This window comes from Sphingobium fluviale, assembly GCF_004122115.1.
Taxonomy (GTDB): Bacteria; Pseudomonadota; Alphaproteobacteria; order Sphingomonadales; family Sphingomonadaceae; genus Sphingobium; species Sphingobium fluviale.
The window spans coordinates 24,620-49,440 of record NZ_SBKP01000009.1 but is presented as its reverse complement, the minus strand read 5'-3'; the positions used below and the strand labels follow the sequence as shown (position 1 = coordinate 49,440).

At 62.0% G+C, this 24,821-nt stretch carries 33 protein-coding genes; 24 read left to right on the top strand and 9 right to left on the bottom strand.

Annotated features, from left to right (window positions below; genetic code table 11):
• Positions 1-25 precede the first annotated feature (25 nt).
• The 4 genes from EQG66_RS10090 to EQG66_RS10075 are packed head-to-tail and all read right to left on the bottom strand — an operon-like array spanning position 26 to position 4,884.
• Entirely contained in the window at positions 26-742 is a 717-nt protein-coding gene (locus EQG66_RS10090; protein WP_129404544.1) for an N-formylglutamate amidohydrolase, read from the bottom strand.
• Entirely contained in the window at positions 739-1,569 is an 831-nt protein-coding gene (locus EQG66_RS10085; protein ID WP_181951798.1) for a 4-(cytidine 5'-diphospho)-2-C-methyl-D-erythritol kinase, read from the bottom strand. The genes EQG66_RS10090 and EQG66_RS10085 overlap by 4 nt, the downstream gene beginning before the upstream one ends.
• Positions 1,566-3,257: a tetratricopeptide repeat protein gene (locus EQG66_RS10080; RefSeq protein WP_129404463.1), complete on the bottom strand. Its 1,692-nt coding sequence runs from the start codon at positions 3,255-3,257 to the stop codon at positions 1,566-1,568. The genes EQG66_RS10085 and EQG66_RS10080 overlap by 4 nt, the downstream gene beginning before the upstream one ends.
• Positions 3,232-4,884, bottom strand: a complete 1,653-nt coding sequence (locus EQG66_RS10075) for an electron transfer flavoprotein-ubiquinone oxidoreductase (protein ID WP_129404462.1) — start codon at positions 4,882-4,884, stop codon at positions 3,232-3,234. The genes EQG66_RS10080 and EQG66_RS10075 overlap by 26 nt, the downstream gene beginning before the upstream one ends.
• Positions 4,885-5,029: 145 nt before the next feature.
• On the opposite strand from EQG66_RS10075, the gene EQG66_RS10070 reads away from it, so the two are divergent.
• From EQG66_RS10070 to moaB, 3 genes are read left to right on the top strand one after another with little or no spacing between them, the layout of a single operon-like run.
• A complete protein-coding gene (locus tag EQG66_RS10070) occupies positions 5,030-5,746 on the top strand; it encodes a uracil-DNA glycosylase family protein (RefSeq protein WP_164975657.1) in 717 nt (238 codons plus the stop codon).
• A 20-nt stretch (positions 5,747-5,766) separates the two neighbouring features.
• The gene (locus EQG66_RS10065; RefSeq protein WP_129404542.1) at positions 5,767-7,482 is read left to right on the top strand and encodes a lytic transglycosylase domain-containing protein; all 1,716 of its coding nucleotides are present in this window, start codon (positions 5,767-5,769) and stop codon (positions 7,480-7,482) included.
• Positions 7,483-7,484: 2 nt separating this feature from the next.
• Entirely contained in the window at positions 7,485-8,012 is a 528-nt protein-coding gene (gene moaB, locus EQG66_RS10060; RefSeq protein ID WP_129404460.1) for a molybdenum cofactor biosynthesis protein B, read from the top strand.
• Positions 8,013-8,016: 4 nt separating this feature from the next.
• Here moaB and flaF read toward each other — a convergent pair whose 3' ends face one another.
• Positions 8,017-8,364 carry a flagellar biosynthesis regulator FlaF gene (gene flaF / locus EQG66_RS10055; protein ID WP_129404459.1) on the bottom strand — a complete coding sequence of 116 codons (348 nt, stop codon included), beginning with the start codon at positions 8,362-8,364 and terminating at the stop codon, positions 8,017-8,019.
• Positions 8,365-8,554: 190 nt separating this feature from the next.
• On the opposite strand from flaF, the gene motA reads away from it, so the two are divergent.
• The 13 genes from motA to EQG66_RS09990 all read left to right on the top strand — a co-directional run bounded on the left by motA (position 8,555) and on the right by EQG66_RS09990 (position 17,828).
• Positions 8,555-9,439 (top strand): flagellar motor stator protein MotA, encoded by an 885-nt coding sequence (gene motA / locus EQG66_RS10050; RefSeq protein WP_129404458.1) that lies wholly within the window; start codon positions 8,555-8,557, stop codon positions 9,437-9,439.
• The gene (locus tag EQG66_RS10045; RefSeq protein WP_245988022.1) at positions 9,414-9,755 is read left to right on the top strand and encodes a hypothetical protein; all 342 of its coding nucleotides are present in this window, start codon (positions 9,414-9,416) and stop codon (positions 9,753-9,755) included. Before motA ends, EQG66_RS10045 begins: the two co-directional genes overlap by 26 nt.
• Positions 9,752-10,117 (top strand): response regulator, encoded by a 366-nt coding sequence (locus tag EQG66_RS10040; protein ID WP_129404457.1) that lies wholly within the window; start codon positions 9,752-9,754, stop codon positions 10,115-10,117. The genes EQG66_RS10045 and EQG66_RS10040 overlap by 4 nt, the downstream gene beginning before the upstream one ends.
• Positions 10,114-12,324 carry a chemotaxis protein CheA gene (locus tag EQG66_RS10035; RefSeq protein ID WP_129404456.1) on the top strand — a complete coding sequence of 737 codons (2,211 nt, stop codon included), beginning with the start codon at positions 10,114-10,116 and terminating at the stop codon, positions 12,322-12,324. The genes EQG66_RS10040 and EQG66_RS10035 overlap by 4 nt, the downstream gene beginning before the upstream one ends.
• Positions 12,321-12,833: a chemotaxis protein CheW gene (locus EQG66_RS10030; RefSeq protein ID WP_129404455.1), complete on the top strand. Its 513-nt coding sequence runs from the start codon at positions 12,321-12,323 to the stop codon at positions 12,831-12,833. The genes EQG66_RS10035 and EQG66_RS10030 overlap by 4 nt, the downstream gene beginning before the upstream one ends.
• Entirely contained in the window at positions 12,830-13,696 is an 867-nt protein-coding gene (locus EQG66_RS10025; protein ID WP_129404454.1) for a CheR family methyltransferase, read from the top strand. Before EQG66_RS10030 ends, EQG66_RS10025 begins: the two co-directional genes overlap by 4 nt.
• On the top strand, positions 13,693-14,751 hold the full coding sequence (locus EQG66_RS10020) for a protein-glutamate methylesterase/protein-glutamine glutaminase (RefSeq protein WP_281273934.1): 1,059 nt from the start codon (positions 13,693-13,695) through the stop codon (positions 14,749-14,751). Before EQG66_RS10025 ends, EQG66_RS10020 begins: the two co-directional genes overlap by 4 nt.
• Position 14,752: 1 nt before the next feature.
• A complete protein-coding gene (locus EQG66_RS10015) occupies positions 14,753-15,142 on the top strand; it encodes a response regulator (protein WP_181951797.1) in 390 nt (129 codons plus the stop codon).
• Complete coding sequence (locus tag EQG66_RS10010) at positions 15,142-15,687, top strand: chemotaxis protein CheD (RefSeq protein ID WP_129404453.1); 546 nt, start codon at positions 15,142-15,144, stop codon at positions 15,685-15,687. Before EQG66_RS10015 ends, EQG66_RS10010 begins: the two co-directional genes overlap by 1 nt.
• 39 nt (positions 15,688-15,726) lie before the next feature.
• The gene (locus EQG66_RS10005; protein ID WP_129404452.1) at positions 15,727-16,017 is read left to right on the top strand and encodes a hypothetical protein; all 291 of its coding nucleotides are present in this window, start codon (positions 15,727-15,729) and stop codon (positions 16,015-16,017) included.
• A 7-nt stretch (positions 16,018-16,024) separates the two neighbouring features.
• On the top strand, positions 16,025-16,891 hold the full coding sequence (locus EQG66_RS10000) for a flagellar motor protein MotB (RefSeq protein WP_129404451.1): 867 nt from the start codon (positions 16,025-16,027) through the stop codon (positions 16,889-16,891).
• A 28-nt stretch (positions 16,892-16,919) separates the two neighbouring features.
• Positions 16,920-17,354: a hypothetical protein gene (locus tag EQG66_RS09995; RefSeq protein WP_129404450.1), complete on the top strand. Its 435-nt coding sequence runs from the start codon at positions 16,920-16,922 to the stop codon at positions 17,352-17,354.
• Positions 17,355-17,519: 165 nt separating this feature from the next.
• A complete protein-coding gene (locus EQG66_RS09990) occupies positions 17,520-17,828 on the top strand; it encodes a hypothetical protein (protein WP_129404449.1) in 309 nt (102 codons plus the stop codon).
• 75 nt (positions 17,829-17,903) lie between these two features.
• On the opposite strand, the gene fliP is transcribed toward EQG66_RS09990, so the two are convergent.
• From fliP to EQG66_RS09975, 3 genes are read right to left on the bottom strand one after another with little or no spacing between them, the layout of a single operon-like run.
• Positions 17,904-18,557 carry a flagellar type III secretion system pore protein FliP gene (gene fliP / locus EQG66_RS09985; RefSeq protein WP_129404448.1) on the bottom strand — a complete coding sequence of 218 codons (654 nt, stop codon included), beginning with the start codon at positions 18,555-18,557 and terminating at the stop codon, positions 17,904-17,906.
• Positions 18,554-18,982 carry a flagellar biosynthetic protein FliO gene (locus tag EQG66_RS09980; RefSeq protein ID WP_129404447.1) on the bottom strand — a complete coding sequence of 143 codons (429 nt, stop codon included), beginning with the start codon at positions 18,980-18,982 and terminating at the stop codon, positions 18,554-18,556. The genes fliP and EQG66_RS09980 overlap by 4 nt, the downstream gene beginning before the upstream one ends.
• A gap of 3 nt (positions 18,983-18,985) precedes the next feature.
• Positions 18,986-19,219 (bottom strand): FliM/FliN family flagellar motor switch protein, encoded by a 234-nt coding sequence (locus EQG66_RS09975; RefSeq protein ID WP_129404446.1) that lies wholly within the window; start codon positions 19,217-19,219, stop codon positions 18,986-18,988.
• 97 nt (positions 19,220-19,316) lie between these two features.
• Here EQG66_RS09975 and flgC point away from each other — a divergent pair, with 97 nt between their 5' ends.
• Genes flgC through flhB form a run of 5 tightly spaced genes read left to right on the top strand, consistent with a single transcriptional unit; the run spans position 19,317 to position 22,196 of the window.
• On the top strand, positions 19,317-19,724 hold the full coding sequence (gene flgC, locus EQG66_RS09970) for a flagellar basal body rod protein FlgC (RefSeq protein ID WP_129404445.1): 408 nt from the start codon (positions 19,317-19,319) through the stop codon (positions 19,722-19,724).
• A gap of 13 nt (positions 19,725-19,737) precedes the next feature.
• Positions 19,738-20,070, top strand: coding sequence for a flagellar hook-basal body complex protein FliE (gene fliE, locus EQG66_RS09965; protein ID WP_129404444.1), 333 nt, complete (start codon positions 19,738-19,740; stop codon positions 20,068-20,070).
• A 6-nt stretch (positions 20,071-20,076) separates the two neighbouring features.
• The gene (locus EQG66_RS09960) at positions 20,077-20,340 is read left to right on the top strand and encodes a flagellar biosynthetic protein FliQ (protein WP_129404443.1); all 264 of its coding nucleotides are present in this window, start codon (positions 20,077-20,079) and stop codon (positions 20,338-20,340) included.
• 4 nt (positions 20,341-20,344) lie between these two features.
• Entirely contained in the window at positions 20,345-21,130 is a 786-nt protein-coding gene (fliR, locus tag EQG66_RS09955; protein WP_245988021.1) for a flagellar biosynthetic protein FliR, read from the top strand.
• A 4-nt stretch (positions 21,131-21,134) separates the two neighbouring features.
• Positions 21,135-22,196 carry a flagellar biosynthesis protein FlhB gene (gene flhB / locus EQG66_RS09950; protein ID WP_129404442.1) on the top strand — a complete coding sequence of 354 codons (1,062 nt, stop codon included), beginning with the start codon at positions 21,135-21,137 and terminating at the stop codon, positions 22,194-22,196.
• Between the two features lie 133 nt (positions 22,197-22,329).
• On the opposite strand, the gene EQG66_RS09945 is transcribed toward flhB, so the two are convergent.
• Complete coding sequence (locus EQG66_RS09945) at positions 22,330-22,809, bottom strand: flagellar assembly protein FliX (RefSeq protein ID WP_164975656.1); 480 nt, start codon at positions 22,807-22,809, stop codon at positions 22,330-22,332.
• 43 nt (positions 22,810-22,852) lie between these two features.
• On the opposite strand from EQG66_RS09945, the gene EQG66_RS09940 reads away from it, so the two are divergent.
• The 3 genes from EQG66_RS09940 to EQG66_RS09930 are packed head-to-tail and all read left to right on the top strand — an operon-like array spanning position 22,853 to position 24,677.
• Positions 22,853-23,950: a flagellar basal body P-ring protein FlgI gene (locus tag EQG66_RS09940; RefSeq protein WP_129404440.1), complete on the top strand. Its 1,098-nt coding sequence runs from the start codon at positions 22,853-22,855 to the stop codon at positions 23,948-23,950.
• Positions 23,950-24,243 (top strand): rod-binding protein, encoded by a 294-nt coding sequence (locus tag EQG66_RS09935; RefSeq protein ID WP_129404439.1) that lies wholly within the window; start codon positions 23,950-23,952, stop codon positions 24,241-24,243. The genes EQG66_RS09940 and EQG66_RS09935 overlap by 1 nt, the downstream gene beginning before the upstream one ends.
• A complete protein-coding gene (locus EQG66_RS09930) occupies positions 24,240-24,677 on the top strand; it encodes a flagellar protein FlgN (RefSeq protein WP_129404438.1) in 438 nt (145 codons plus the stop codon). The genes EQG66_RS09935 and EQG66_RS09930 overlap by 4 nt, the downstream gene beginning before the upstream one ends.
• Positions 24,678-24,821 lie beyond the last annotated feature (144 nt).

Genomic DNA, 24,821 nt, shown 5'->3' with positions numbered 1-24,821 from the left:
CCTGCCTCTATTCCCTCAGTACATCTTATGCAAGCAAGGCGCGGCACTGCTGTGCAATCGGCGCGAGTATCCCGGCATAGCGTGCCTGTCCTTCAGCAGTGCAGGATATGTCCTGTCTCAGCTCGACACCGAGATACGGGATGCCATTCGCCTCAGCATGGCGGTTCATAGTGTAGTTGAGCTGGCGCCCGGAGTAGGGCAACTGATCGCCCACGATCAGTCCGGCCTCCTGCAGTAGTGGGATGGCTATGCGCGCGGCGCGGTCATCCTCGTTATACAGCACGCCGATCTCCCACGGGCGTTTCTGATCCGGGTCTGTCGCAAGGCTGGGCGTAAAGCTATGGATTGAGAGGATGAACGGGCGATCAATACCCGCCAGCAGCTGCTCAATCCGATGATGATAGGGGCGGTGAAAGCGGCCGAGGCGCTCTTCCACATTGGCGCTGCGGTTGCCAGGGATGGCGTGGCCATCGCTCGCGGTAACGAGCAGGCCCGGCGCATCTTCTTCGCGGTTAAGGTCTATGACCAGACGGGATATGCCGCCCAGGATCGCGGTACACGCCAGACGCTCCGCCAATATCCCCGCAACTTCTGCCGCGCCGATATCGAGCGCGATATGCTGATCGAGCAGCTCCGGCGCGACACCCAGATCAACGTCTTCGGGCACATGGTTCGAGGCGTGGTCGGACACGATCAGGATCGGCACGTCGCCATGTTTCAGGATGCGGAAGACCTCGCTCACCGCAGCACACTCGCGCAGGTCCACCAGTCGGGCTGTTGTGCGGCAATCTCATCCCGCGCCGCATCGCGCGCTGCCTCAGTCTCGAAAAGGGCGAAGCAGGTTGCGCCAGAGCCGGACATCCGCACGAAATGCGCCGTACCGATCTCGTCCAATAGATATAGCGCCATACCGATTTCGGGCACCAATGCCACCGCGCCGGGTGTCAAATCATTGCGCCAGCCGGAGCGGACAATGGCAAGCGAACCTCGATCCGCGCCGTCCCACCCCTGATAGACCGGCCCAGTGGGGCAGAGCTTCAGCGGGTTTACGAGAAGTATCGGTGTTGCCGATACAGGGGTATCAGCCGGAGGTGGCAACAACGCATCCCCCACCCCTTTCCCCAGTGCGGGCCGGGAGGCAACACACGCCGCCACATCGGCACCCAGCCGGCCTATGGCATCACACAGCGCCGCCTCGGATGCGTCCAGCCGCCAAAGCCGGTTCAACGCCCGCGCGGCGGCAGCTGCATCCGCCGATCCACCACCCAGCCCTGCCGCCACCGGCAGGCGCTTGTCGAGAGTGATCCGGGCACCGGTACGCACATTGAAATGCGCCTGCATCGCCCCTGCCGCCCTTAGCACGAGATTGCCTTCGTCCACCGGCAAGCCGTCGGCAAAAGGGCCGGTGATACTTAGCGAAAGCTCGTCCGCAGCTTCCGCCGATATCCCATCGCCATCCGCGCAAAAGGCAAAAACGGTTTCGATATCGTGATAGCCATCGGGCCGCCTTGCGCGCACATGCAGTGCAAGGTTGATCTTGGCATAGGCTGTTTCGGCAATCAGGCTCATGATGCGGGCTTGGGCACCTCCGCCCCGAAATCGAGCTTGCGGTTGATGCGCATGCGCACCGCGTCCTCACCCTTGTCCGCATCCAGCCCGACGAGAGCCGCGCGCCATGCCGCCCGCGCATCAAAACGCCGCCCCAGCGCCCACAATATATCACCCAGATGCTCGTTGATTTCAGCATTGCCGGGCGCAGCGGCCACCGCCCCCTCGATAAGGGGAAGCGCCTTATCTGGCTGCCCCGCCTTGAACAACGCCCAGCCCAGGCTGTCGATAAAGGCGGGCTCCTTGGGCGCGATGCGATTGGCCCGCTCCAGCAGTGCAATGGCGCGGGGCAAATCCTCGCCTCTGTCGGCCATGGCATAGCCTAGATAATTGAGAGCGGCAGTGCTGTCTGGTGCGCGCTCTACCACCTTTTCAAGCAAAGGTTTCGCATCGCGCCAGTTGCCGGACTGCTCCAGCGCAGCCGCCAGTTGCAGCAACAAAGCGGGGTCATCCTTGTCCTGCATCAGCGCGCGCGCCTGTGTATAGGCCACGACTGCGCCTTTGTGGTCTTTGGTCTGTGAGAGAACATCGCCCAAGAGGCGCAAGGTGTGCGCATCCCCTGCGCCAGCTATGCGCCGTGCCTCTGCCACAGCCTCCGCGTCTTCTGCGGATGCGATCATCGCGCGCAACCTAAGGGATTGCGCCTCCAGATAGGCAGGCGAGCATGGGCCAGCCTTCTCCGCCTCCGTGCGCGCCTCTGCATATAAATCCGCGACCAGCGCAGCGCGCGCTACCAGCAAACGCACGTCATCGTCGGTGTCATCTGCAAAGCTGGCCATTCGCGCGATGCTCAAGGTGGCAGTCGGATCACCCTGACCGATCAGATCAAGCGCGAGACGGGCAAGCAAGCGCGACAACCCGCCCTGGGGGGTAAAGTCATGAGACACGGCGGCGCAGCTAGTGGATGCCGGCTGCATAGTCCCACGCAAGTCTCTCGCAAGATCAGCCCGTCCCAGTGCAGCAAAGCGGGCGGCCATCGCGTCCCGCTGGGCCGGGCCGAATGCTGTGCCGCGCGCTCGTGCCTGCAAGAAAGTGTCCGCCGCCCCAACACCATCGCCAAGCGCCAGCCGCTGGAGAAGCAACTGCTCCTCCAGATAGCGTACGGCAAACACGGCGTAGGGCTTGTCCACCGGCACGACCGGTGGATCATATGGTCCGTCCTTCATCGACACCCAGCTCTGCATGAACGGCACGATGAAGGCGAAATTGCCCTCCTGTTCAATCCGTTCCAGCAGGGCCGAGGCTTCCTTCCACTTGCTGCGCGCCATCGCATCGATGAGCAACAAGACAGAACTATCGGGCTGCGAAAGCCCTGCAGCATCCAGCGCCCGCGCAGCCTTCAACGCCAGCGCCCTGTCTCCCGCCAGCACAGCCTGACGGAATGCACGACTTGCTATATCTGGGCTTGCAGGATCAAGCCTAAGCGCCTGCGCGTATGCCCGCGCCGCATTCTGGACCGCGCCATCGCTCTCGGCCATGCGCGCCTCTACATAGGCGCCCAGCCTCTGCTGCTCCATAGTGAGGGTACTGGCAGCCGAAGCGCCAGCTACCACAGCCGGCTGAGCCAGCAGCACAGCAACCGGCATAAGACCAGGCCAGCGCTTCAAACGCAGCACCGCCCGCTCACATATTGGGATAATTGGGGCCACCGCCACCTTCCGGCGTCACCCAGTTGATATTCTGCGTCGGGTCTTTGATGTCGCATGTCTTGCAATGGACGCAGTTCTGCGCGTTGATCTGGAAGCGTGGATTGCCCTCGTCCAGCCCTACCACTTCATAGACTCCCGCCGGGCAATAGCGCTGCGCCGGCTCGTCATAGAGCGGCAGATTGTAGCTGATCGGAACGGAAGGATCCTTGAGCTGAAGATGGCAAGGCTGATCTTCCTCGTGATTGGTGTTGGAAAGGAAGACTGAAGACAGCCGGTCGAAGCTGATGACGCCATCGGGCTTGGGATAGTCGATCTTGGGGCAATGCTCTTTCCGCCACAGCTTGGTGTGGTCGGGCTTGTGCTTCATCGTTATCGGCAGGCCGATTTTCAGCACCCGCATCCACATATCGATGCCCGCAAGGATAGTGCCCAGCGTGCCGCCGAATTTGGAGACGGCGGGTTCGGCGTTTTTCACGAGTTGCAGTTCGTCGGCAATCCAGCTTGAGCGCAACGTGCTCTCATAAGTGCCCAGCTCATCGCCCGCGCGATCCGCCACCACGGCGTCGAACACGCTTTCAGCGGCCAGCATGCCTGATTTCATCGCCGTGTGTGTACCTTTGATGCGCGGCACGTTGACGAAGCCCGCCGAGCAGCCGATCAGCGCCCCGCCGGGGAATTCCAGCTTCGGTACGGATTGCCAGCCGCCCTCGTTGATCGCCCGCGCGCCATAGGAGACGCGCTTGCCGCCTTCCAGATATTTGCGGATTTCCGGGTGCTGCTTCCACCGCTGGAACTCCTCGAACGGGAAGAGATGCGGATTGCGATAGGAAAGGCCGACCACAAAGCCCAGTGCCACCTGCCCGTTCGCCTGATGATAGAGGAAGCCACCGCCATAGGCATCCGTAAGCGGCCAGCCTTGGGTATGGATGACGAGGCCCGGCTTGTGCTTGGCGGGATCGATATCCCACAGCTCTTTCATGCCGAGGCCATAGACCTGCGGCTCGCAATCCGCCTCCAGCGCGAATTTTGCCTTGAGCTGCTTGGTCAGATGTCCGCGCGCGCCCTCGGCAAAGAGGGTATAGCGCCCATGCAGTTCCATGCCCGGCTGATAGTCGCCCTTGTGGTTGCCCTCTCGGTCAACGCCCATGTCGCCTGTCGCCACACCCTTCACGGAGCCATCCTCGTTGTAGAGAATCTCTGCTGCAGGGAAACCGGGGAAGATTTCCACGCCCAAACCCTCAGCCTGCTCCGCCAGCCAACGGCACAGATTGCCGAGCGAGCCGGTGTAAGTGCCCTCATTATGCATGAATTTGGGTGTGAAGATGTGCGGCATGCCGAATTTTCCGCCTTTGGTGAGGAACCAGTGCTGGTTATCCGTCACTGGCACATCTGCCAGCGGACAGCCCATTTCGCGCCATTCCGGCAACAGCTCATCGAGCGCCTTCGGGTCTATCACCGCACCGGACAGGATGTGCGCACCGATCTCCGATCCTTTTTCGAGGATACAGACCGAAATCTCCCTCCCCGCCGCATTGGCAAGTTGTTTCAGCCGGATAGCGGCAGACAGGCCCGCCGGGCCTCCGCCGACGATCACAACATCATAGGGCATTGACTCGCGTTCGCTCATTTTCGTCTCCATCGGGCGTGACGCATGGCCTTATCGCTTCTGGCTAGCGCGCTGTTCCAACAGTTTAACACACTGGCGCGATGACCCTTCTTGACGCGTTCGTCAAGCCATGCGCCTATGGCATCTTATGCCTATGGATGAATTCATGATTAGGGAATCGCAAGCCACGCGTGCTCAGCTAGATGGGCTGATGGCGTGGTGGACACTGGCAGGGGTAGACAGTCCTGTTAGCGAGGATTCTGTCAACTGGCTGAAGCCAAAGCGGCCCCCATCCCCTATGGCGCTTGCGCCAGCCAGTCCGACGGGTTTTCCACATACGCTCGACGCCTTTCATGATTTTCTGGCACATGCCGCAGACCTGCCCGAAGCAGGCTGGCCCGGTCATCGTGTCCTGCCCGCCGGGTCGCGCGCGCCGCGCCTGATGATCCTCACCCATGCCCCCGATCCTAAAGCGGACGGTCCCGGAACTCCGTTCGATCAACAGGGCATGATGCTGCTTTCAAGGATGATACGCGCAATCGGCCTTGCTCCTGCGGATTGCTATTGGGCATCCATGAGCCTCATCGCTCCTGCGAGCGGAATGATTGACCCACCGACCCTTGAGAGACTGATCGCAAGGATGCGGCATCATGTCGGCCTCGTTGCTCCCACTTCGCTCCTGCTGGTGGGAGATCAGGTGAACCGTGTTCTAGGTCCGACCGACAGCCTTGATGTTACAAAAAATTTACCTTTTGTTAACCATTCGGGCGGCATCGTCACAGCCGCTGCGGTTGCGCATCCCAGGCTTATGTTGGCTCAGCCAATGGCCAAGGCAGGTGCGTGGCAAGCATTGCGGGATCTGGTCAAAGGTTGGGGACAGTGAGAGCATCTTTGATCGCCATCATGGCGGGCGCGCTGGCGTTGCAGGCAAATATTGCCCGTGCCGAGCCGACGCTCACCCCACCCCAGAATAGCGCCGAAGCCCAGAGCGCGGTTGCGCCGCTCTCAGTGCAGGACAATTACCGCACCTTGTTTGCAGCATTACGGGCTTCAAACTGGGCGGAAGCGAAAGCGCGCATCGGTACGCTGGATCGGGATGACCCTGTCCGCGCCGTCGCGCTTGCAGAGCTTTATACTGCCAAAAACTCCCCACGCGCGGAGCTGTTTGACCTGCTGGACCTGATGAACAAGGCGAGCTGGCTGCCAGAGTCGGCGCAGCTTGCGCGCATGGCCAAGAAGCGCGGGGCCGATATTCTGCCGGATGGGCCGCAGGTGCAAAAGCTGATGTGGCTGGGTGCGGCGCCCAAGCGTCAATATACGCCAACCGTCAGACAGGACACAGCCGCGCAGGCGCTCGTTGCGCAAATCCAGCCTTATATCAAGGCGGATACGCCCGGCGCAGCCGAAGCGCTCATTACGCCAGAGATAGAAGCGACTCTCTCTGCCGATGGTCTCGCAGAGGCCCGTCAGCGCGTAGCCTGGGCTTATTATATCGGCAACGACGATACGAATGCACGCCGCCTTGCCGCGCGCGCGCTGGAGAGCGGCTCCACAGGCGATTGGGTAGTGCAGGCTCAGTGGACCATTGGCCTGGCAAACTGGCGGAGCAACGATCCACGCACTGCAGCAACAGCATTTGAGCGCGTCAATGCGCTTGCCTCCAACGAAGACATGCGGGCGGCAGGTGCCTATTGGGCTGCGCGCGCGTGGATGAATGCCGGGCAGCCGGAGAAGGTCAACGCTCTGCTGAAACGCGCTGCGCAAAGGGCGGATACGTTTTACGGCATGTTGGCGCGCGAGACCTTGGGTCTGGAAGCGCCGCAGGCCTCCATCAACCCCATGCGTTCCGCCGCGATAATGGACAAGCCAGCCGTGCGCGCGGCCCTCTCCCTCCATGAGATTGGCGAGAACGACCGCGCCGACCGGCTGTTGCGCCATCAGGCAGCAATCGGAACCGTGCGCGATTATGATTCGCTCCTGGCACTTACCGACACGCTCGATCTGCCTGCGACGCAAATCTGGCTCGCCCAGCATGGCCCTGCAGGGCATGATGGCGGCAGCTTTGGCCGCTTCCCCCGTCCAAGCTGGGTGCCGGAAGGCGGCTGGCGGATTCATCCGGCGCTGGTCTTTGCGCATGCGTTACAGGAATCAGGCTTCCGCACAGATGCCGTCAGCCCTGCCGGCGCGCGCGGACTAATGCAGGTGATGCCTGGTACTGCGCGGCTGGTGGCGGGTGATACCGTCAGCGCGGCTCGCCTTGCGAACCCCTCCACCAACATGGAATATGGCCAGAGGTATCTGGAACAACTCCGCGACATGAAGGCGACCGGCGGCCTTCTGCCCAAGGTTATGGCAGCATATAACGCCGGGCCAGCGCCGGTCGAACGCTGGAACACTCAGGTGCGCGACAATGGCGACCCGCTGCTCTTCATGGAATCCCTCCCCTATTACGAGACACGCGCATATGTGAATATCGTCATGCGCAACTACTGGATGTATGATCTGCGTGAAACCGGCAGGGCGGAGGCGCTCACCGCGATGGCGCAGGGACGCTGGCCGGCTTTCCCGACCCTGAAGAACGGCAAGCCTGTAGAACTCAGCTACCGGATCAGCCGCTGACCATGCCAATCGACGCCAATGCCATTTTTCTGCCGGTCCGCATCGCACTTATGACCATATCGGATACGCGCGGGCTGCACGATGACCGCTCTGGCGATGCACTGGTCGAACGCATTCATGATGCAGGGCATGAGCTGGCGGCCCGCGTCATCGAGACGGACGATGTCGAGCGCATCGTCGAGCGCCTTCAAGAGTGGATAGAAGATCCACAGGTCGATTGCATTATCACCACTGGTGGAACCGGCGTTACAGGGCGAGATGTGACTCCAGAAGCACTGGCTCAAGTGGCGGAGAAGTTCATACCCGGCTTTGGTGAACTGTTTCGCCTGATCAGCTTTCAGAAGATCGGCAGTTCGGCCATCCAGTCGCGCGCATGCGCATGCGTGGCGAACGGCACCTATATCTTTGCGCTGCCCGGCAGCCCCGGTGCGGTGAAGGACGGGTGGGACGGCATCCTTGTCACTCAGCTCGACAGCCGCTTCAAGCCCTGCAACTTTGTCCAGCTGATGCCGCGTCTGAAGGAAAGCTGAGCAGCTATCCGGCCGCCAACCCGTCCATGATGAGGCGGTTGACTTCGATAAGATCGACAATTGCTGCGCGCCCGGCAATCACTTCGCTGCTGTGCCTGTCCACCCACAATGAGAGCGAGATGATGCTGGCGCGCAAGGGCGGGGGCAGACGGTTGGCCCCATCGGCGCAGGTCGCCCCAAAGGTGACCCAGACCTCGCGGTTCCAATGGATAACGTCTACAAGTGCCGCTCCTTTGAGGCCACGTCGATCCGCTTCGATCAACGCACCTGTAACCTGACCGAGCAGGCGATGCTCCGTGCTGCGTGGCGCCTCTGCAAAGCCGCGTGCACGCTGATAGGCAGACAGGCCCATAATTCCTCCCGGCGCGCATGAACTGCGCAAACATCACCTCATTATAGCGCGCAAGGCCGCTTGGGCGGCCGATACAAGGACGATTCCGACACTATGGTAAACATTCTGGTCAGATGATGACCGGCCTGCGGTCGCCCGTCCTATAATTCCCGATAAGCAATGTCTTAATCGTGAGGGAACGGCCCGCATCATGCTGAACGGCGTAGGCTTCATCATCATCCTGGTCTGCGTGTTCGGCAGCTTCGTGATGGCGGGTGGCAAGATGGACATCATCCTGCACGCGCTGCCACATGAAATGATGGCGATCGGCGGCGCATCTATTGGCGCGTTCATCGTCTCCAATACCATGCACACGGTGAAGCTCGCTGGAAAAGGGCTGGCGCGCAGCTTCAAAGGCTCGCGCTGGAAGGACAGCGACTATCTCGATCTGCTCACCCTGCTGTTCCAGTTGCTGACGCTTTTTCGCAAGGACGGCGCCACCGCGCTGGAGCCTCATCTCGACAATCCACACGAGAGCAGCCTTTTCAGCCGTTTTCCCCGCATCGGGGCGGACCACCACCTGATCGAGTTTATCTGCGATTATCTGCGCATGATGACGGTCAACTTCGAAGACCCGAACCAGATGGCCGAGGCGATGGAAGCAGACATAGACCGCCATCATCACGAGGAAGCCGAGCCGCAGCATGCCCTCCAGACCATGGCCGATGGCCTGCCCGCCATCGGTATCGTTGCGGCCGTGCTGGGCGTCATCAAGACCATGGGGTCGATCGACCAGCCAGTCGAGATACTCGGCGGCATGATCGGCGGCGCACTGGTCGGCACCTTCATGGGCGTGCTCCTCAGCTACTGCATCGTCGGGCCGCTCGCCTCAAAGCTGAACCAGACGATTGAGGCGGACAGCAAGCCCTATATCCTCGCGAAGACCGCGATCGTCGGATACGCGCAGAGCCTCCCCGTGCAGGTCGCCATCGAGATCGCCCGGCGGATGACCCCTTCCGCATACGCTCCGACATTTCAACAACTCGAAACCGCATTAGACGAGGCGAAAAATGGACTCACCCCACAAGCTGCTTGATGGCCCCATGGATGGTCTTGAGGCCGATGGCCGCCTGCGCCTGCCACCCAATGTGACCACGCTGATGGCTGAAGACTTGCGCGCCGGGTTGGTGCTCGCCGCCGATCATGAATCCGCGATCCTTATAAATGCTTCCGAGACCGTGAACATCGGACAGGCCGCACTGCAATTGCTGATCGCGGCGCGACAGGAAGCGGATCGGCTGAACATTCCATTCGAGATTGAAAATGCGCAGGCACCGCTGATCGCGCGGCTGGATGCGCTGGGGCTGGCAGACATTCTCGGCCTCACCGGAAAAGGGGAAACAATGCAATGAGCAAGCTCATTCTTACCGTGGATGACAGCGCGAGCATGCGGATGCTGCTCAAGGTGTCACTTACAGCCCAAGGTTACGCGATCGAGGGTGCAGAAGACGGATGCAAGGGTCTGGAACGCATGAAGGAGCTAGACCCCGATCTGCTCATCACCGATATCAACATGCCGCATATGGACGGCTTCGAGCTGATCGAGGCGGTGCGCGCATTGCCCGAATTTCGCGGCACGCCGATCCTCGTTCTCTCCACAGAGTTCTCAGACGAAAAAAAATCCCGCGCGCGAAATGCCGGGGCCACGGGATGGATCACCAAGCCTTTTGACGCGGAAAAGCTGGGGGCGGCGATCCGCCGTGTGTGCTCATGAGCGAGGACAAGGAACTGGACGAGATCCAGGCGATCTTCTTCGAGGAGTGCGTCGAGGGTCTGGGCACTGCCGAGGCGGGGCTGACCGCCTTTGCCAATGGCGACATCTCGGCCGAGGTGATCGCGGGCGTATTTCGCGCGGTCCACTCGATCAAGGGTGGGGCAGGAGCGTTTGGTCATAACGCGCTGCTGACCTTCGCTCATACCTTCGAGAATGTGCTGGATCGGGTGCGCGCCGGAGACATTGCAGCGACAACCGAAATCGGCCAGCACTTGCTCAGCGCATTCGATACATTGTCCGACCATGTTTCGGCGGCGATGGGGCGGGCGGATGTGCCGCAGGATGGAACCGCGCTTGCCGGGCTGAACGCGCTGCTGGCGGGAGAAGCGCCTGCCGCCGCCGCGACGCATCCGATACCGTCTCCATCGGCACCGGAACCTGCTTCGCAACCCGCCGAAGCGGACGATATGGGCTTTGTGCCCGTTGCCGTGGCGCTGGATCTGGAGGATTTCGATGCGCCTGCCATAGCCGCGCCTGAGGGCAACGGCAATGACGGCCCCTGGCGCATCAGCTTCGCGCCCTCGCGCGCCGCCATGGCGAACGGGGCCGAGCCTCTGCTGGTGGTACGCGAGCTGGAACGCATGGGCGCTCGTGTGATCCATGCCGATCTCGCGAAGCTGCCGCCCTTGCGCGAGCTGGAGCCGGAGCAGGGCTATATTCGCTGGGAATTGCTGCTCGATGGATCGGTCGAGCAGCAGGAGCTGGATGAATGTTTCGATTTTGTAGCCCCCGATAGTTTGATTGAATATCGTCGGGAGGGCGCAACCATTACCGCCGCGAACGAGCCAGAGGCGATTGTTGCGCCAGAGGCAGAGATCGTAACCGCCGCAGACCTGTCCAACCCGGATGACGAGAGGACTCCGCCAGTTTCCGCGCCGCCGGTGCTCTCAATCGTACCTTCTGCGCCACCGCCCACAGCTATGCCCGCAGGCGACGCCAAGATGCTCGACGCAGCGGCGCAGACCATCCGCATCGATGTGACCCGGCTCGACATGCTGCTGAACCTCGTGGGAGAGCTGGTCATACGCAACTCCATCCTTAACGATCGTCTCGCGGCGGAGGATCAGGAGCGGGTAGAGCTGCCGCAGCTGGCGCGCCTCACGCGCGAGATACAGGACAATGTCATGTCGCTGCGCGCCCAACCGATCCGGCAGGCGTTCAGCCGCGTGCCGCGCATCGTGCGTGAGTTGTGCGCCGCTACCGCCAAGCAGGTGAATCTGGAGGTGCAGGGCGAAGGCACCGAAGTGGACAAGAGCGTGATCGAGAAGATCGGCGAGCCGCTTACCCACATGATCCGCAACGCCATCGACCACGGCCTCGAAAGCCCGGAGGAGCGGATCGCGGCGGGCAAAGACCCGGTAGGCACCGTGCGCCTCTCCGCAGAGCAGAAGGGCGCGCGCATCGTCATCCGCGTGGCGGACGACGGGCGCGGCATTGACCGGGAGCGGGTGCGCGCCAAGGCGATAGAAAAGGGCATCGTAGCGGCCGACACGCCGTTGACCGATGAAGACATCGATAATCTCATCTGCGCGCCCGGCTTTTCCACGGCGGAAACGATCTCCAACATTTCAGGCCGCGGCGTCGGCATGGACGTGGTGCGCACCAATGTCGAGGCGCTGGGCGGGCGCATAGAGATCAGTTCTACTCCGGGGCAAGGCACCAGCTTCACGATGGTCCTTCCACTCACACTTGCGATATTGGATGGCATGATCGTGCGGATCGATGGTCAGCGTTACGTCGTGCCGCTCGCGCATGTGGTGGAATCCATCCGCCCCAATCCCGGTCAGGTCAAGGCGCTATCGCCCACATCCGAGGTCATAGACCTGCGCGGAAGCTATGTGCCCGTGCGCCGCGTGAGCGATATCTTCGGCCTCAGTGCTCATGATCGGCGCTGCCCTGAGGAAAGTCTGGTCATCATTGCCGAGAGCGATACGGCGGGCTGCATCGGCCTGATGGTCGACACCATCGACGACCGGCGCGAGTTGGTGGTCAAGAGCCTCGATCAGAACCTCTATCCTATCGCCGGGCTTTCGGGCGCCACCATACTTGGCGACGGCTCCATCGCCCTCATTCTTGACATAGACGCGCTTGTCTCGGCTGCCAATTCGTCGGGCGCGCGCTTTACGCTGAAAGGAATGGCCGCATGAACGACCAGACGGAAACCACTGATGTTACCCATGATCTGAAGATCGTCACCTTCACTCTGTGCGGCCATATGTTTGGCATTGCGATGACATCGCTGCTCGAAATCCGCGAATGGGAGGAACCGACGCCTCTGCCCGGCGTGCCGCATTATGTGCGTGGCGTCACCAACCTGCGGGGCAATGTCGTGCCAGTAGTAGGACTGTCTGAGCGGTTGGGATGGGCGCCGAGCGAAACGCATGCGCGCTCGTGCATCCTCGTCGTCAATCTCGATGGCAAGCAGGCCGGCTTTCTGGTCGATGAGATGAACGACATCGTGACGGTGAGCGTGGCCGAGATCCAGCCGCCGCCCGCGCTTGATGGCGCGGATACCAGCATGATTTCAGGGCTTGTGCGCGTGGTCGACCGCGGCGGGGATAATGCAGAGACCACTCAAGGCGACAAGAGCGCGATGGTGCTGTTGATTGATGTGCCTGCATTAAGCCTCACTCGCCATCTGGATGCCGCTGCATGAACCAGCTTACCCCACTCGATCGTGACCTGTGGGGCGGCGCGCCACTCACCGACGCGGAGTTCCGCGAGATTGCGGCCATGCTTCATCAGGAGGCACGCATCTCCCTTGCCCCGCAGAAGGCGACCTTGGTGCGCTCTCGCCTGTCTCGCCGCCTGCGCGAAAAGGAGCTGAAGAACTTTGGAGATTACATTTTGCTCGTCAGGCGCGATGCGAACGAGCGGCGGCAAATGATCGAATTGCTAACCACCAATCACACCCATTTCTTTAGAGAGCAACATCATTTCAACCATCTCAGGAACGAGATGATGCCGCTCTGGCGCGGACGGAGCATGCGTGAGCCTGTGCGCATCTGGTCCGCCGCCAGCTCGTCCGGCGAGGAGGTCTACACCATCGCGATGACACTGCTGGGGCAGGACCTGCGCGAGGCGCAATGGGCGCGCGGTGCGGGCGTCCAGCTTTTCGCGACCGACATATCGGAGGAAATGGTGTCTGCCGTGCGCAAGGCGGAATATCCCAAGGGGCATCTGGAGCAGATCCCCCAGCCATGGCGCAAGCTGTGGGCGAAGGAGACACGCGACGGTTTTGCCATCGCGCCCGAAGCACGCAATCTTGTTACCGCATCCCAGCTCAATCTCTTCGAACGCTGGCCATGGCGGCACTCATTCGATGCGATCTTCTGTCGCAATGTCATGATCTATTTCAACGAGGAGGCGAAGGCCGAGCTGGAGATGCGCCTTGTTGCCCAGCTCGTGCCCGGCGGTGCACTCTATATCGGCCATAGCGAGCGACTCGTCAGCAAGGCGAAGGACTTTATGATCCCCTGCGGCCACACCATGTATCGCAAGCCGGAGACTATGCGGTGAGAGAGAATATCCCCGTAGGAGAGCGCACGCGCGTGCTGATCGTGGACGACAGCGCCTCGATGCGCGCCATCCTCAAGAAGATTCTTCAGGCGGACCCGCGCATAGACGTGGTCGGTGCGGCGCCGGATGCCGAGATCGCGCGGCGTATGCTGAAAGACCTCCACCCGGATGTGCTGTTGCTCGATGTCGAGATGCCAGGGACGGATGGGATCACATTTCTCGAAAAGATCATGCGATTGCGGCCGATGCCTGTGGTGATGTGTTCCTCGCTCACGGCCAAGGGCACGGAAACGACGATCGAAGCGATGCGGCTGGGGGCTGTCGAGTGCATCGGCAAGCCCGCCGGCGGCCCTGAAGCCCTGATGCGCGAGGCAAAGACACTGCGTGAGACGGTGAAAGCCGCCGCGCGCTCCACCATGCGGTCAATCAACCATGATATGCCCCGCACTGTTGTCTCATCAGGCGGGTGCGACCCGGAGCTGGTGATAGCCATTGGCGCATCAACCGGCGGGGTGGAGGCTTTGTTTTCGCTGCTCTCCGCCCTCCCACCCGATATTCCGCCCACTTTGGTGGTGCAGCATATGCCCGGCATGTTCACGAGCGGTTTTGCCGCACGATTGGATCGCACCTGCCCCATGCGCGTTGCCGAGGCGCGCAACGGAGAAAAGCTGGCGCCCGGCACCGTCTATATCGCCCCAGGCACAGATACGCACATGGAACTTTCAGGTGGGCGGCATGGACACATCCGCCTGCGCAATACAGCGCTCGTCTCCGGCCACCGGCCCAGCGTTGATGTGCTGTTCAAGAGCTGTGCGCCATTGGGCCGCAAAGCCATCGGCATCATCATGACCGGCATGGGCAAGGATGGCGCCCACGGACTGCATGCCATGCGCAAGGCGGGAGCACTAACGCTGGGGCAGGATGAAAATAGCTGCGTAATCTACGGCATGCCGCGCGCCGCCAAGTTGCTCGGCGCGGTCACGCGCGAGGTCAGCCTCGATACATTGCCCAAGGCGCTACTCCGCGCCTGCCGTGAACCAATGGGGGTACACTGACATGCCTGCCGCGTCCGCAATCAAGGTGATGGTGGTTGATGACCAGACCAGTATGCGCGCCATGATCCGCCGCACGCTGCAGGATCTCGGCTTTCGCGACGTGCGAGACAAGGCGAGCGCCATCGAAGCTCTGCCCGCCGTGCAGAACGACCGGGTGCACCTCATCATCTCGGACTACAACATGCCGGACATGGACGGACTGGAGTTTCTGAAGGCCGTGCGCGCCGATCCCGTCATCGGCAAGACAGTGTTCATCATGTTGACCGGCAGCTCAGAAAAATCTGTCGTGCAGAAGGCAGCGGAATTGGGCGTCAACAATTATGTCGTGAAGCCCTTTGCGCCCGCCGCCCTCAAGGAAAAGATCGAGCGCGTCTTTGGGGAGCTGAACTGATGACCATGAGTGGCCCCACCAAGAGGATCGCGATCATACAGGGCGAAAATGCGGTGGTAAGCGAACCGGGTACGGTGATCACGACACTGCTGGGCTCGTGCATCGCTGTGTGCCTGCATGATCCGATTGCGCATATCGGCGGGATGAACCATTTCCTGCTGGGCGAACCGGGGCGGGGCCAGCATGTCGCCGCCGCGGACATGAACCGCTATGGCCTGCATGCGATGGAGCTGCTCATCAACGCGATGATGCAGAAAGGCGCATCGCGGCTCCGCCTCTCGGCGCAGGTGTTTGGCGGCGGCAATATTCAGGCTGCGTTCGGGCCGATCGGCACCCGCAATGCCGAGTTCGCGCTGCGTTTCCTCAAGACTGAGGGCATCGCGGTTGGCCAGACCAATGTCGGCGGCGCTCAAGCGCGCAAGGTGGAATTCCGCGCCTGGGACGGAATCGCCACCTGCGCGCTCGTCGCCCAAGCCCCGCCCCTGCGCCCGGTTGCGCAGTTCCGTCCGCCATCTGCATCCAGCGATGTCGAACTGTTCGCCTGATCAATGCACGCCCGTTTCCTCCTAGCTTCATGGTGAGTCATGGCCTTCCATCCCTCTGTTTATCCGCTGTGCACCGCGATGGCGAATGAGTGGCGCGAAATGCGGCACCATCTTGAGCATCTCGCGGCCATGCTTTGTGTGGATGAGGCATTCGCCAAGCGCCACATCGACAGCCTGCAGTTGTTCGATGCGTTGGCGCAACAGGCGGATGAGAGCGCGGTGATGCTGGACCGGCTTTCGGAGGGCATGTGCGCGTCTGAGGCGCTGGCGCTGGTGCGGCTGGGGCTTATGCAACAAAGGCTGAGTGACGCGCTCGGTGAGCTGACCTGAGCCCGTCATGGCAGGCACGGACAAACAGGCCGCACCCATCGTCATCCGCCGCGTCAAGAAAGTGGTGGGCGGCGGGCATCATGGCGGCGCATGGAAGGTCGCCTACGCCGATTTCGTGACGGCGATGATGGCGTTTTTCCTGCTGTTATGGCTCATATCCAGCCCGGATAAAGAGCAACTTAAAGGACTGGCCGAATATTTCACCCCCGGCCCGCCAAGCGCCCCCCAAGCGACAGGCACCACATCTGGCGCAAGCGATTCACCCGGCACGGGCGGCCATACCCAGCGCAATCAGGCCGACAGCCGCTCGCCCACAGGCACCCCGGCGATGACAGCTGCCTCGGCAGGCGTCGCGCGTGGCGGCAGCGCCGATGTACCGAGCGCGGCTCTGCGCGTGCTGGCGCAGGAGCTGAAGGTGGCGCTGGACGCTGTGCCGCAGGATCATGCCGCGCCCACCAGCTTCATGACCGACATGGGGCGGGATGAACTGCGCGTCAGCCTGACCGATACAGACCGGCAATCGATGTTTCAGGGCAACAGCGCGAACCTCAACGCCTATGGCCGCAATATGCTGGCGCGGATCGCCGCGAAAATGAAGGACTTCAAGGTCAACATCGCGGTCGAGGGGCATACCGATGGCGCGGGCGGCAGCAGCGATGCGAACTGGCAGCTCTCCGGCGCGCGTGCACTCGCCGCGCGCAATGCGCTCATCGCCAGCGGCGTGGCGGCGGATCGCTTTACTCAGGTGGTGGCGATGGCAGCGACCCGGCCCGTATACCCCGATCAGCCCAATCGCCCCGAAAACCGCCGCATCACCATCGTGCTGCTAGCGGACCAATCCGCGCTTCCGGCAAACAGTGGCTTTGCCTTCTGAGAGGCTGTTTGGAAACGGACAGTAAGCAATGAAGAAGCTGCTCACACTGATTCTGCTGTTGGCGCTCGGCTTAGGGCTTGGCGGAGGCGCAGCCTATGGTGTGGCTCAGCTCCTCGGCCCGCCTCCACCAAAAGCCGCGCCACCGAAGGCGGAAACAGTATTCATATCGGCAGGAACCCTGCTTGCTCCCATTGTTGCTACAGACGGCAGACTGTCCGGCTACGCCAATTTTGAGGTGCAACTGGAGGTGTCAGCAGACAAGCAGGCAGAGGTGACGGAGAAGATTCCGTTGCTGCTGCACGCCATCAACCTGCGAACATGGGCAACGCCGATGGCCGCAGGGCCAGACCATATCCTCCCGGATCTGCGTGTATTCGCTGCCGTGGTTAACGGCGCCGCCATCGAGTCACTCGGCAAAAATATGGTGCATCGCGTCATCATAACAAGCGCCAAGCCGACCTGATCCACAATATAGAATTTCCTGGCAAAATCGATAAAATTTTCGGGCAATGCAAGCTTTGCAACCGCTCTTTCCTTCTTTGCAGTTGCATGAATTGCTGCACCGCGAGAAAAAGAGATCGAAAATAAAACCGGATGTTTGTCTGGCATTCAAATGAGGAGATCACTTATGCGAATGCTGTTTATTTCTGCCGCTGCGGCTGCTCTTTCTATTTCGTCCCCTGCGCTTGCAGAAAAACCGGAAGTAAAAAATTTTACTCATGATGGCACAACCTACAGCTATACTGTTATAGATAAAGGCGCGGCCAAAGTAATCAGTGGCAAAGCGGGTTCCATTGAAACGCCATTTCGTCTCGTTCTCGCAAATGGAAGGGTGTCCGGGTATTTTGGAAGCTATTCTGTAGCCTTTACGGCGGATGAAGCAGAAGGCGCCACCAACACGGGCGGAGCAGAGCTGATTGCTCTCCTGACCAAATAGTCTGCCTCGCCCGGCGATTGGGGAACGCCGCAGAACACGCGCCATGGGGGAGCGGGCATCATGGCTCGCTCCCCCTCATGCCGTAAAGCTTTTCACCAGCGAGCCAGCCACCAGCGACCAGCCATCGACCAGCACGAAAAAGATGATCTTCATCGGCAGTGCGATGCTGGTGGGTGGCAGCATCATCATGCCCATCGCCATCAACACAGCGGAGACCGCCAGATCTATCACCAGAAACGGCAACAGCAGCAGAAAGCCGATCTCGAACGCGCGGCGCAGCTCGGATATCATGAACGCCGGGACGAGTACGCCCATCGGCATGGCCGCCCGTTCGGGTGCGGGCTTGCGCGACAGCTCAACAAATAGAGCCAGATCATCCGGCCGCACCTGCCCCAGCATGAAATCGCGCAAGGGGGCAGACGCCCGCTCCAACGCGGCCTTCTCATCCAGTGTACCGTCAGCATATGGCGCCGCCCCGGCCTCCCATGCCTTTTCAAACGTCGGCTGCATTACGAAAAAGCTTAGAAACAGCGCGAGGCTGATGATAACCGGATTGGGCGGCACGCCTGGCGCGCCTATGCCGGTGCGCAACAGCGAGAGCGCCACTACGATGCGCGTAAAGCTCGTCACCGTCATCAAGATGCCTGGCGCGAGGCTGAGCACCGTGAGGCCAATGACGAGTTGCACCAGATGGCGGCTCATCTCAAACTGAGTGGGGTCGAGGGTCATGCGCAACGGGCAGGAAAGGGATCGGGGCGCGGGATGCGTGTTGGACGGTGACGGATAGCAGGCAGTGCGGGCAATAGGGGCTGGGAAGGCGCAGGTGGCAACGGCACGGTGGTTGCAAGCGCCCGGCAGGCAACCAAATCTATTACCATAGGTTCGCCAATCTCTTCCCGCTGATCACCCAGCAGGATATTGCCTTCGGGTGCGAGCAAAATCAGATGCTCTGCGGTGCCATGCCGCACAAGCGCGATGCTGCGCTTCTGGTCAAGCGCTATCCGTTCGGCCAGCGCCAGTCGCGCCACACGGCCATGCCCTGCACTCCCCCCTCCTACGACGCCGAAACGCCGCGCCATCCATAGACCCGCACCGAGCAGGGCAAGTACAGCAGAGAGGGCGGCAAGGGTGCGCAGTATGTCCGTAATGTCCATCGCTTAGCGCCTCCGCTTGATGACTTCGGTGATTTCAAGCGACATGCGGTCTTCCTCCACCAATATATGCCCGCGCGCGATGGTGTGGCCATTGACGATGACAAGGCTAGGGTCGTCCTGCGTGCAATCGAGCGGGATCATTGCTCCGCGGCTCATCGCGAGGATTTCCCTCACCGGCAGGCGGGTCGCACCCAATATTATAGACAGCTCTACCTCGACATCGTTGATGGCGGACATGCGCAATCCTCTTCCTCACCATGATAGGAAAATTCTGCCGCATCCCGGCCGTAACCCGGAAATTATTGCCTATAAGATGAAGCAAAGGAGACATTTCATGGATCTGGAAAGCTCGGTTCAGGTGTCGGCTAGCGGCCTGCGCGCGCAATCGCTGCGGATGCGGGTGATCGCGGAAAATCTCGCCAATGCGGACTCCGTGGCGACCAACCCCGGCGGCCAGCCATATCGCCGCCGCGTCCCCACCTTCCGCGCGGAGGTGGACAAGGCAAGCGGCGCACGAGAGGTGTCCGTCCCCGCCATCAAAGGCGACAAAAGCGCCTTTCCGCGCGTCTATCAACCCGGAAATCCGGCGGCAGACGCCAAAGGCTATGTGCTGATGCCCAACGTCAATTCGCTCACCGAAGCGGCAGACATGAAAGCGGCGCAGCGCGGCTATGAGGCGAACCTGAATGCCATAGAGGCCGCACGCACGCTGACGATGCGCACGATAGACCTGCTGAAGTAGGAGGGAGGGCGCGATGGTAAACTCTATCGGAGCCTTGGACGCGCTTTCGGCCTATGGACGGGCGCGCGGCGTGGCGGACGGAGTGGCGGGCAATGCCGCTCCGTCATCGGTCGGAGATATCCCGGCCTCTTCCGGCTTTGGCGATCTCGTCGCAGGCGCGGTTAGTCAGGTGGGGGGCGCACTTTCAAAGGCCGAAAGCGCCAGTCTCGCCCAGGTTGCGGGCAAGGGCGACCTGATCGACGTCGCCACCGCGATCGGCGCAGCCGAAACTGCGCTCGACACCATGGTGGCGGTGCGGGATCGGGTTGTGAACGCCTATAACGACATCATGCGCATGCAGATCTAGGCGCGTATGGACCCCGCCGATATGCTCGCCCTCTCGCGCACGGCACTGATCCTGCTGCTCACCATAGCGGGGCCGATGCTGATCGCGTCGCTCGTCATCGGCGTGATCATAGGTCTGGTGCAGGCGCTGACGCAAATACAGGAAATGACGCTGACCTTCGTGCCCAAGCTGATCGGCATCGGCGTAGTGCTGCTCTTGAGCCTGCCGATGATCGGTGCGGCGCTCTCGGCCTTCATGGCAGAGCTGTCCGCGCGTATCATCGGGCCTTGAGCGGGTGGACGCGCTCAGCGCGGTAGCGCCCGATCTCCCGCGCATCCTCACCCTCCATGCACTGATCTTCGCCCGCGTGGGCGCGATGCTGATGCTGCTTCCCGGCTTTTCCGACGATGCGGTGCCGGGAAGGATCCGCCTGCTCATCGCGCTGGGGCTGGCAGCAGGGATGCAAGGGCTGCTCAGTCCGCATATGGGCACGGCAGTAGACGCAGCGATAGAAGGCAATGCGGTGCTGGCGCATCTGCTGCTGGTCGAGCTGCTCACTGGCATGATGCTGGGCGGGGTAGTGCGGCTGATGTTCCTTGCTATTACGATTGCAGGCGCGATCATCAGTCTTCAGGTCGGCCTCACGACAGGGCTGGTACAGGATCCTTCCGCCGGGGGGCAGGTGCCGCTGCTTGCCCGCTTTATCAGCATAGCCGCGCTGCTGGTCTGCATGGCGCTGGGCGTGCATCATCTGTGGATCGGCGCGCTGGTGCAAAGCTATGGTGTCTTTCCGCCCGGAGAGATGGCCCCCGCAGCAGACTTCGCGCAACTTGCATTGAAAGCGGCAAGCGGCGCGATGGCGCTGGGGCTGGGCCTCGCCGCGCCGCTGGTGATTTATGGCATCCTGTTCAATACCGCGCTGGGAGTTGCAGCCCGGCTGGCGCCGCAGTTGCAACTCTTCTTCATCGCGCAGCCGCTGGCGATCGCGCTGGGCCTCGCGCTGTTGGCGATGACGCTGAGCGTCGCGCTTTCGGGCTTCGCGCAGGAGATGGCGCAATGGGCGGGGGCGCTGGCGAGCTAAAAACATGGCTGACGCGGATCAGAAAACTCTAGACCCCACGCCCAAGAAGCTGGAGGACGCGCACAAACGCGGCGATGTGCCTTCCGCGCCAGAGATGCGTCATGCGGCGATGTTTGCGGCAATGCTGCTGATTGTCGGCGCACTCGGTGCGGTGGCGACGGCACAGCTGGCGGCGCAGACCGAGGCTTTGTGGGAGGGCGCGGGCGATCTTGCGCTCACCAGCGGCAATGCCCAGCGCCTTGCCCGCACGCTGCTCGGCGGGATTCTGGTTGCAGTCGGGCCGATCCTGCTGCTGACGCTGGTCGCGGCGGTAGCGGGCGCGCTGGTGCAAGGGCGCGGCCTGTTCCTCTCCGGCCAGCTCAAGCTCAAATGGGATCGGCTATCGCCCATGGCCGGGGCAAAGCGTCTGTTCGGCAAACAGGCGTGGGTCGAGTTCGGCAAGACGCTGATGAAATTCATATTCGTCGCGATTGTGGCGGGCGCAGTCGTCTGGCCTGCGCTCCACGGGCTGGACCGCATGACCGGCGCGGATGCAGGCGCGATAGGGCAATATGCCTCCGCTATGGCGCACGATATGCTGCGCGCGGTGGCGCTGCTGGTGGCGGCGCTGGCGACGGCAGATTTCCTCTATCAGCGTCGCGCGTGGCTGGCCCGGCAGCGCATGAGCCATCAGGAAGTGCGCGACGAGCACAAACAGAACGAGGGCGACCCGCAGATCAAGGCCCGTATCCGTGCCATCGGCATGGCGCGGGCGCGACGGCGGATGATGTCCGCCATCCCCAGCGCCAGCGTGGTCATCACCAACCCCACGCACTATGCCGTGGCGCTGCGCTACGATCATGGCGCAATGCAGGCACCGGTAGTGGTGGCGAAGGGGCGGGACAGGATCGCGCTGCGTATTCGCGAGCTTGCGGCGGAGCACAAAGTGCCGGTGGTGGAAAGCCCACCGCTTGCCCGCGCGCTCTACGCCAGTGTTGAGATCGACCAGCCGATCAAGCTGGAGCATTATGCCGCCGTTGCGGAGATTATCAGCTATGTTCTGAGGCTGACGCGTTCCAAACCCTGATCCGAAACAGGCTGCTTTGCAGCGTTTCGGATATGCCGCACCAGCCCGCTCCCCCTCCCAGCCACCCATAGGATACCCTGTCGGGCGGTTGGGAGCGGAAGCGGGCCGATACCGTAGTCTCAACGAAATCCGGCTAAACCTCGATATTGAATTTCGCCAGCTCCACCCGCACGCGCAGCTCTATTTGGTCCATCAGGCCGGCAAAGCGCGGGTCTTCGGGCAGTTGACCTTGACTGTCCGTCACCTTGCCTTCACTCAGCCAGCCTTTCAGCGCATCGAGCGTCTGCCGCCCGGCATGGCCATCCAGCAATTCGCGGTGCAGCCGCTCCAGCCCGTCCAGCCCGCGCCGAGCATGGGCGATCTGCTCCCGCCGCCGCACCTCCTGCGGATTGAGCGCCGAGAGCGCCACCAGCATCTGCACCGAACCGAGCACCTGCTGCGGGCTGGCTTGATAAATATTCGCGCCGCTGGACAAGGGCGTGGATTGCGCGCCCTGCCCTTCGCCCAGCAGCTTTTGCGCGGCCTGCGCAATCGGCATTGCCTCGCGCACCAGCGCCAGCGCCTGCTGGGTGATGGCCTGTGGAGTGCCAGTGCTGATGGGATTGATTGCCATAGGCGCCGCTGCTCCGGCCCTCCTCCCTTCTATAATAGGAGGGATGCTCATCCCGCAAAAACTTCTGATGCTGCTCGCCGTGCTGCTGCTCTGGCCCGGATCCGCCGTCGCTGCACCGCGCATCAAGGATATTGTCGATGTCGAGAATGTCCGCCCCAACCAGCTGATCGGCTATGGCCTCGTCGTCGGGCTGGCAGGCACGGGGGACAAGACGCGCAATACCCCCTTCACCGAGGAATCGATGCAGGCAATGCTGGAGCGCATGGGCGTCAATGTCCGCTCCGCCCAGATGAAGACGCAGAATGTCGCTGCCGTTTCGGTCACTGCCGCGATGCCGCCCTTTGCACGCGCGGGAAGCCAGATTGACGTGACGGTGAGCGCGCTGGGCGATGCCACCAGCCTGCAGGGCGGCACGCTGCTCGTCACGGCCTTGAGGGGGATGGATGGGCAGATTTATGCCGTGGCGCAGGGGCCGGTTGCGGTGTCGGGCTTCAAGGCGCAGGGCGCGGGCGCGAATATCAGTCGGGGCGTCTCGACCTCGGCGCGCATCGCTTCGGGCGCGATCATCGAACGCGAGGTGCCTTATGCGCTCAAATCCGCTACTGCGCTGAAGCTCGCGCTACGCAACCCGGATTTCACCACTGCGCAGCGGATCACCAAGGCGATCAACGCCACCTTTCCAGGCAGCGCAGAGATGCTCGACCCCGCAACCGTGCGCCTATCCGCCGCGGATGGCGCGGCGCTGGTCGAGCGCATTGCGCAGGTGGAGAATCTGGGCGTGGAGGTAGACAGCCCGGCCCGCGTCATCGTCAACGAGGCGGCGGGCACGGTGGTGATGACCGCAGATGTGCGCATCTCGCCCGTTGCCATCGCGCAGGGCGGGCTGACCATATCCGTGGCAGAGAACCCCATCGCGTCTCAGCCCGGCCCGCTTTCCGGAGGGCAGACGCAGGTTTTGCCGCGCACCCAGGTTTCGGTGGATGACGGAGGCGGCGCGTCGCTGGCGATGGTGGAGGGCGAGAGCCTCAAGACTTTGGTCGGCGGGCTCAATCGGCTGGGCGTCTCCCCGCGCGACCTCATAACCATATTGCAGGCGCTGCGCAGCGCGGGCGCGCTTCAGGCCGAGATCGAGGTGCAATAATGACTGATCCTGTCCGCTCTATTGTCCCCCCTACCGTAGCGCAAACGGACCAGAAGGCGCGCGCGGCGGCGCAAGACTTCGAGGCAGTATTCATCGGCCAGATGACAAAGCTGATGCTGGAAAGTGGCGCTGAGCCGGGGGCATTTTCCGGCGGGCATGGCGAGGCGCTGTTCCGTGGTGTGCTGGCCGAACAACTAGGCAACGCTATTGCGCGCGGCGGCGGCATCGGCATAGCCGACAGCGTGCTTGCCGAGATCGTGAAACTGCAGCAGGCGGACGGAGCCACGCCATGAGCATGCGAGTCGACCTCGCGGAGCTTCTGGATACGATGATCGACCTCATCCGCCTGATGGAGGAGGAGAGCGAGCTGCTCGCCCTATCCGGCCCGCGCGGGACGATAGAGGCAATCGCGCAGGCGAAAATCCGCCTTGCCGATCGCATGGAGGCGCAATGCGCTGCGCTCTACCGGCGTGATCCGGGCTGGATGGAGGCGCTAGCGGGGGATGACCGCCGCGCCTTTGCCGAAACCAGCGAAGACCTCAACCGCGCCGCCACCGTCAACAGCGCCATCCTGGAGCGGCAGATCGGCCTCTCCGCCGAGATGCTGGACGCGGTGGGCAAGGAACTGGAGCGCGTGACAGGCCGGGGCGGAACAACCTATTCCCGGCGGGGTGCCATGCGCCGCCCCAGATCCAGCCCGCCTTTATCGATAGACGGGAAGTTCTAGAGCATTTTTAATCGCCGCGGTTGTCCATCACCCTGCATGGCTGCGGCGCCAATCCCTCCGGCACTGCGTCGATCTGTATCGCGAAGAGAGAAGTGTTACGCATGAATGCGCCTGAGCGAGATGTTGTGGCCAGAGCCGTATCTC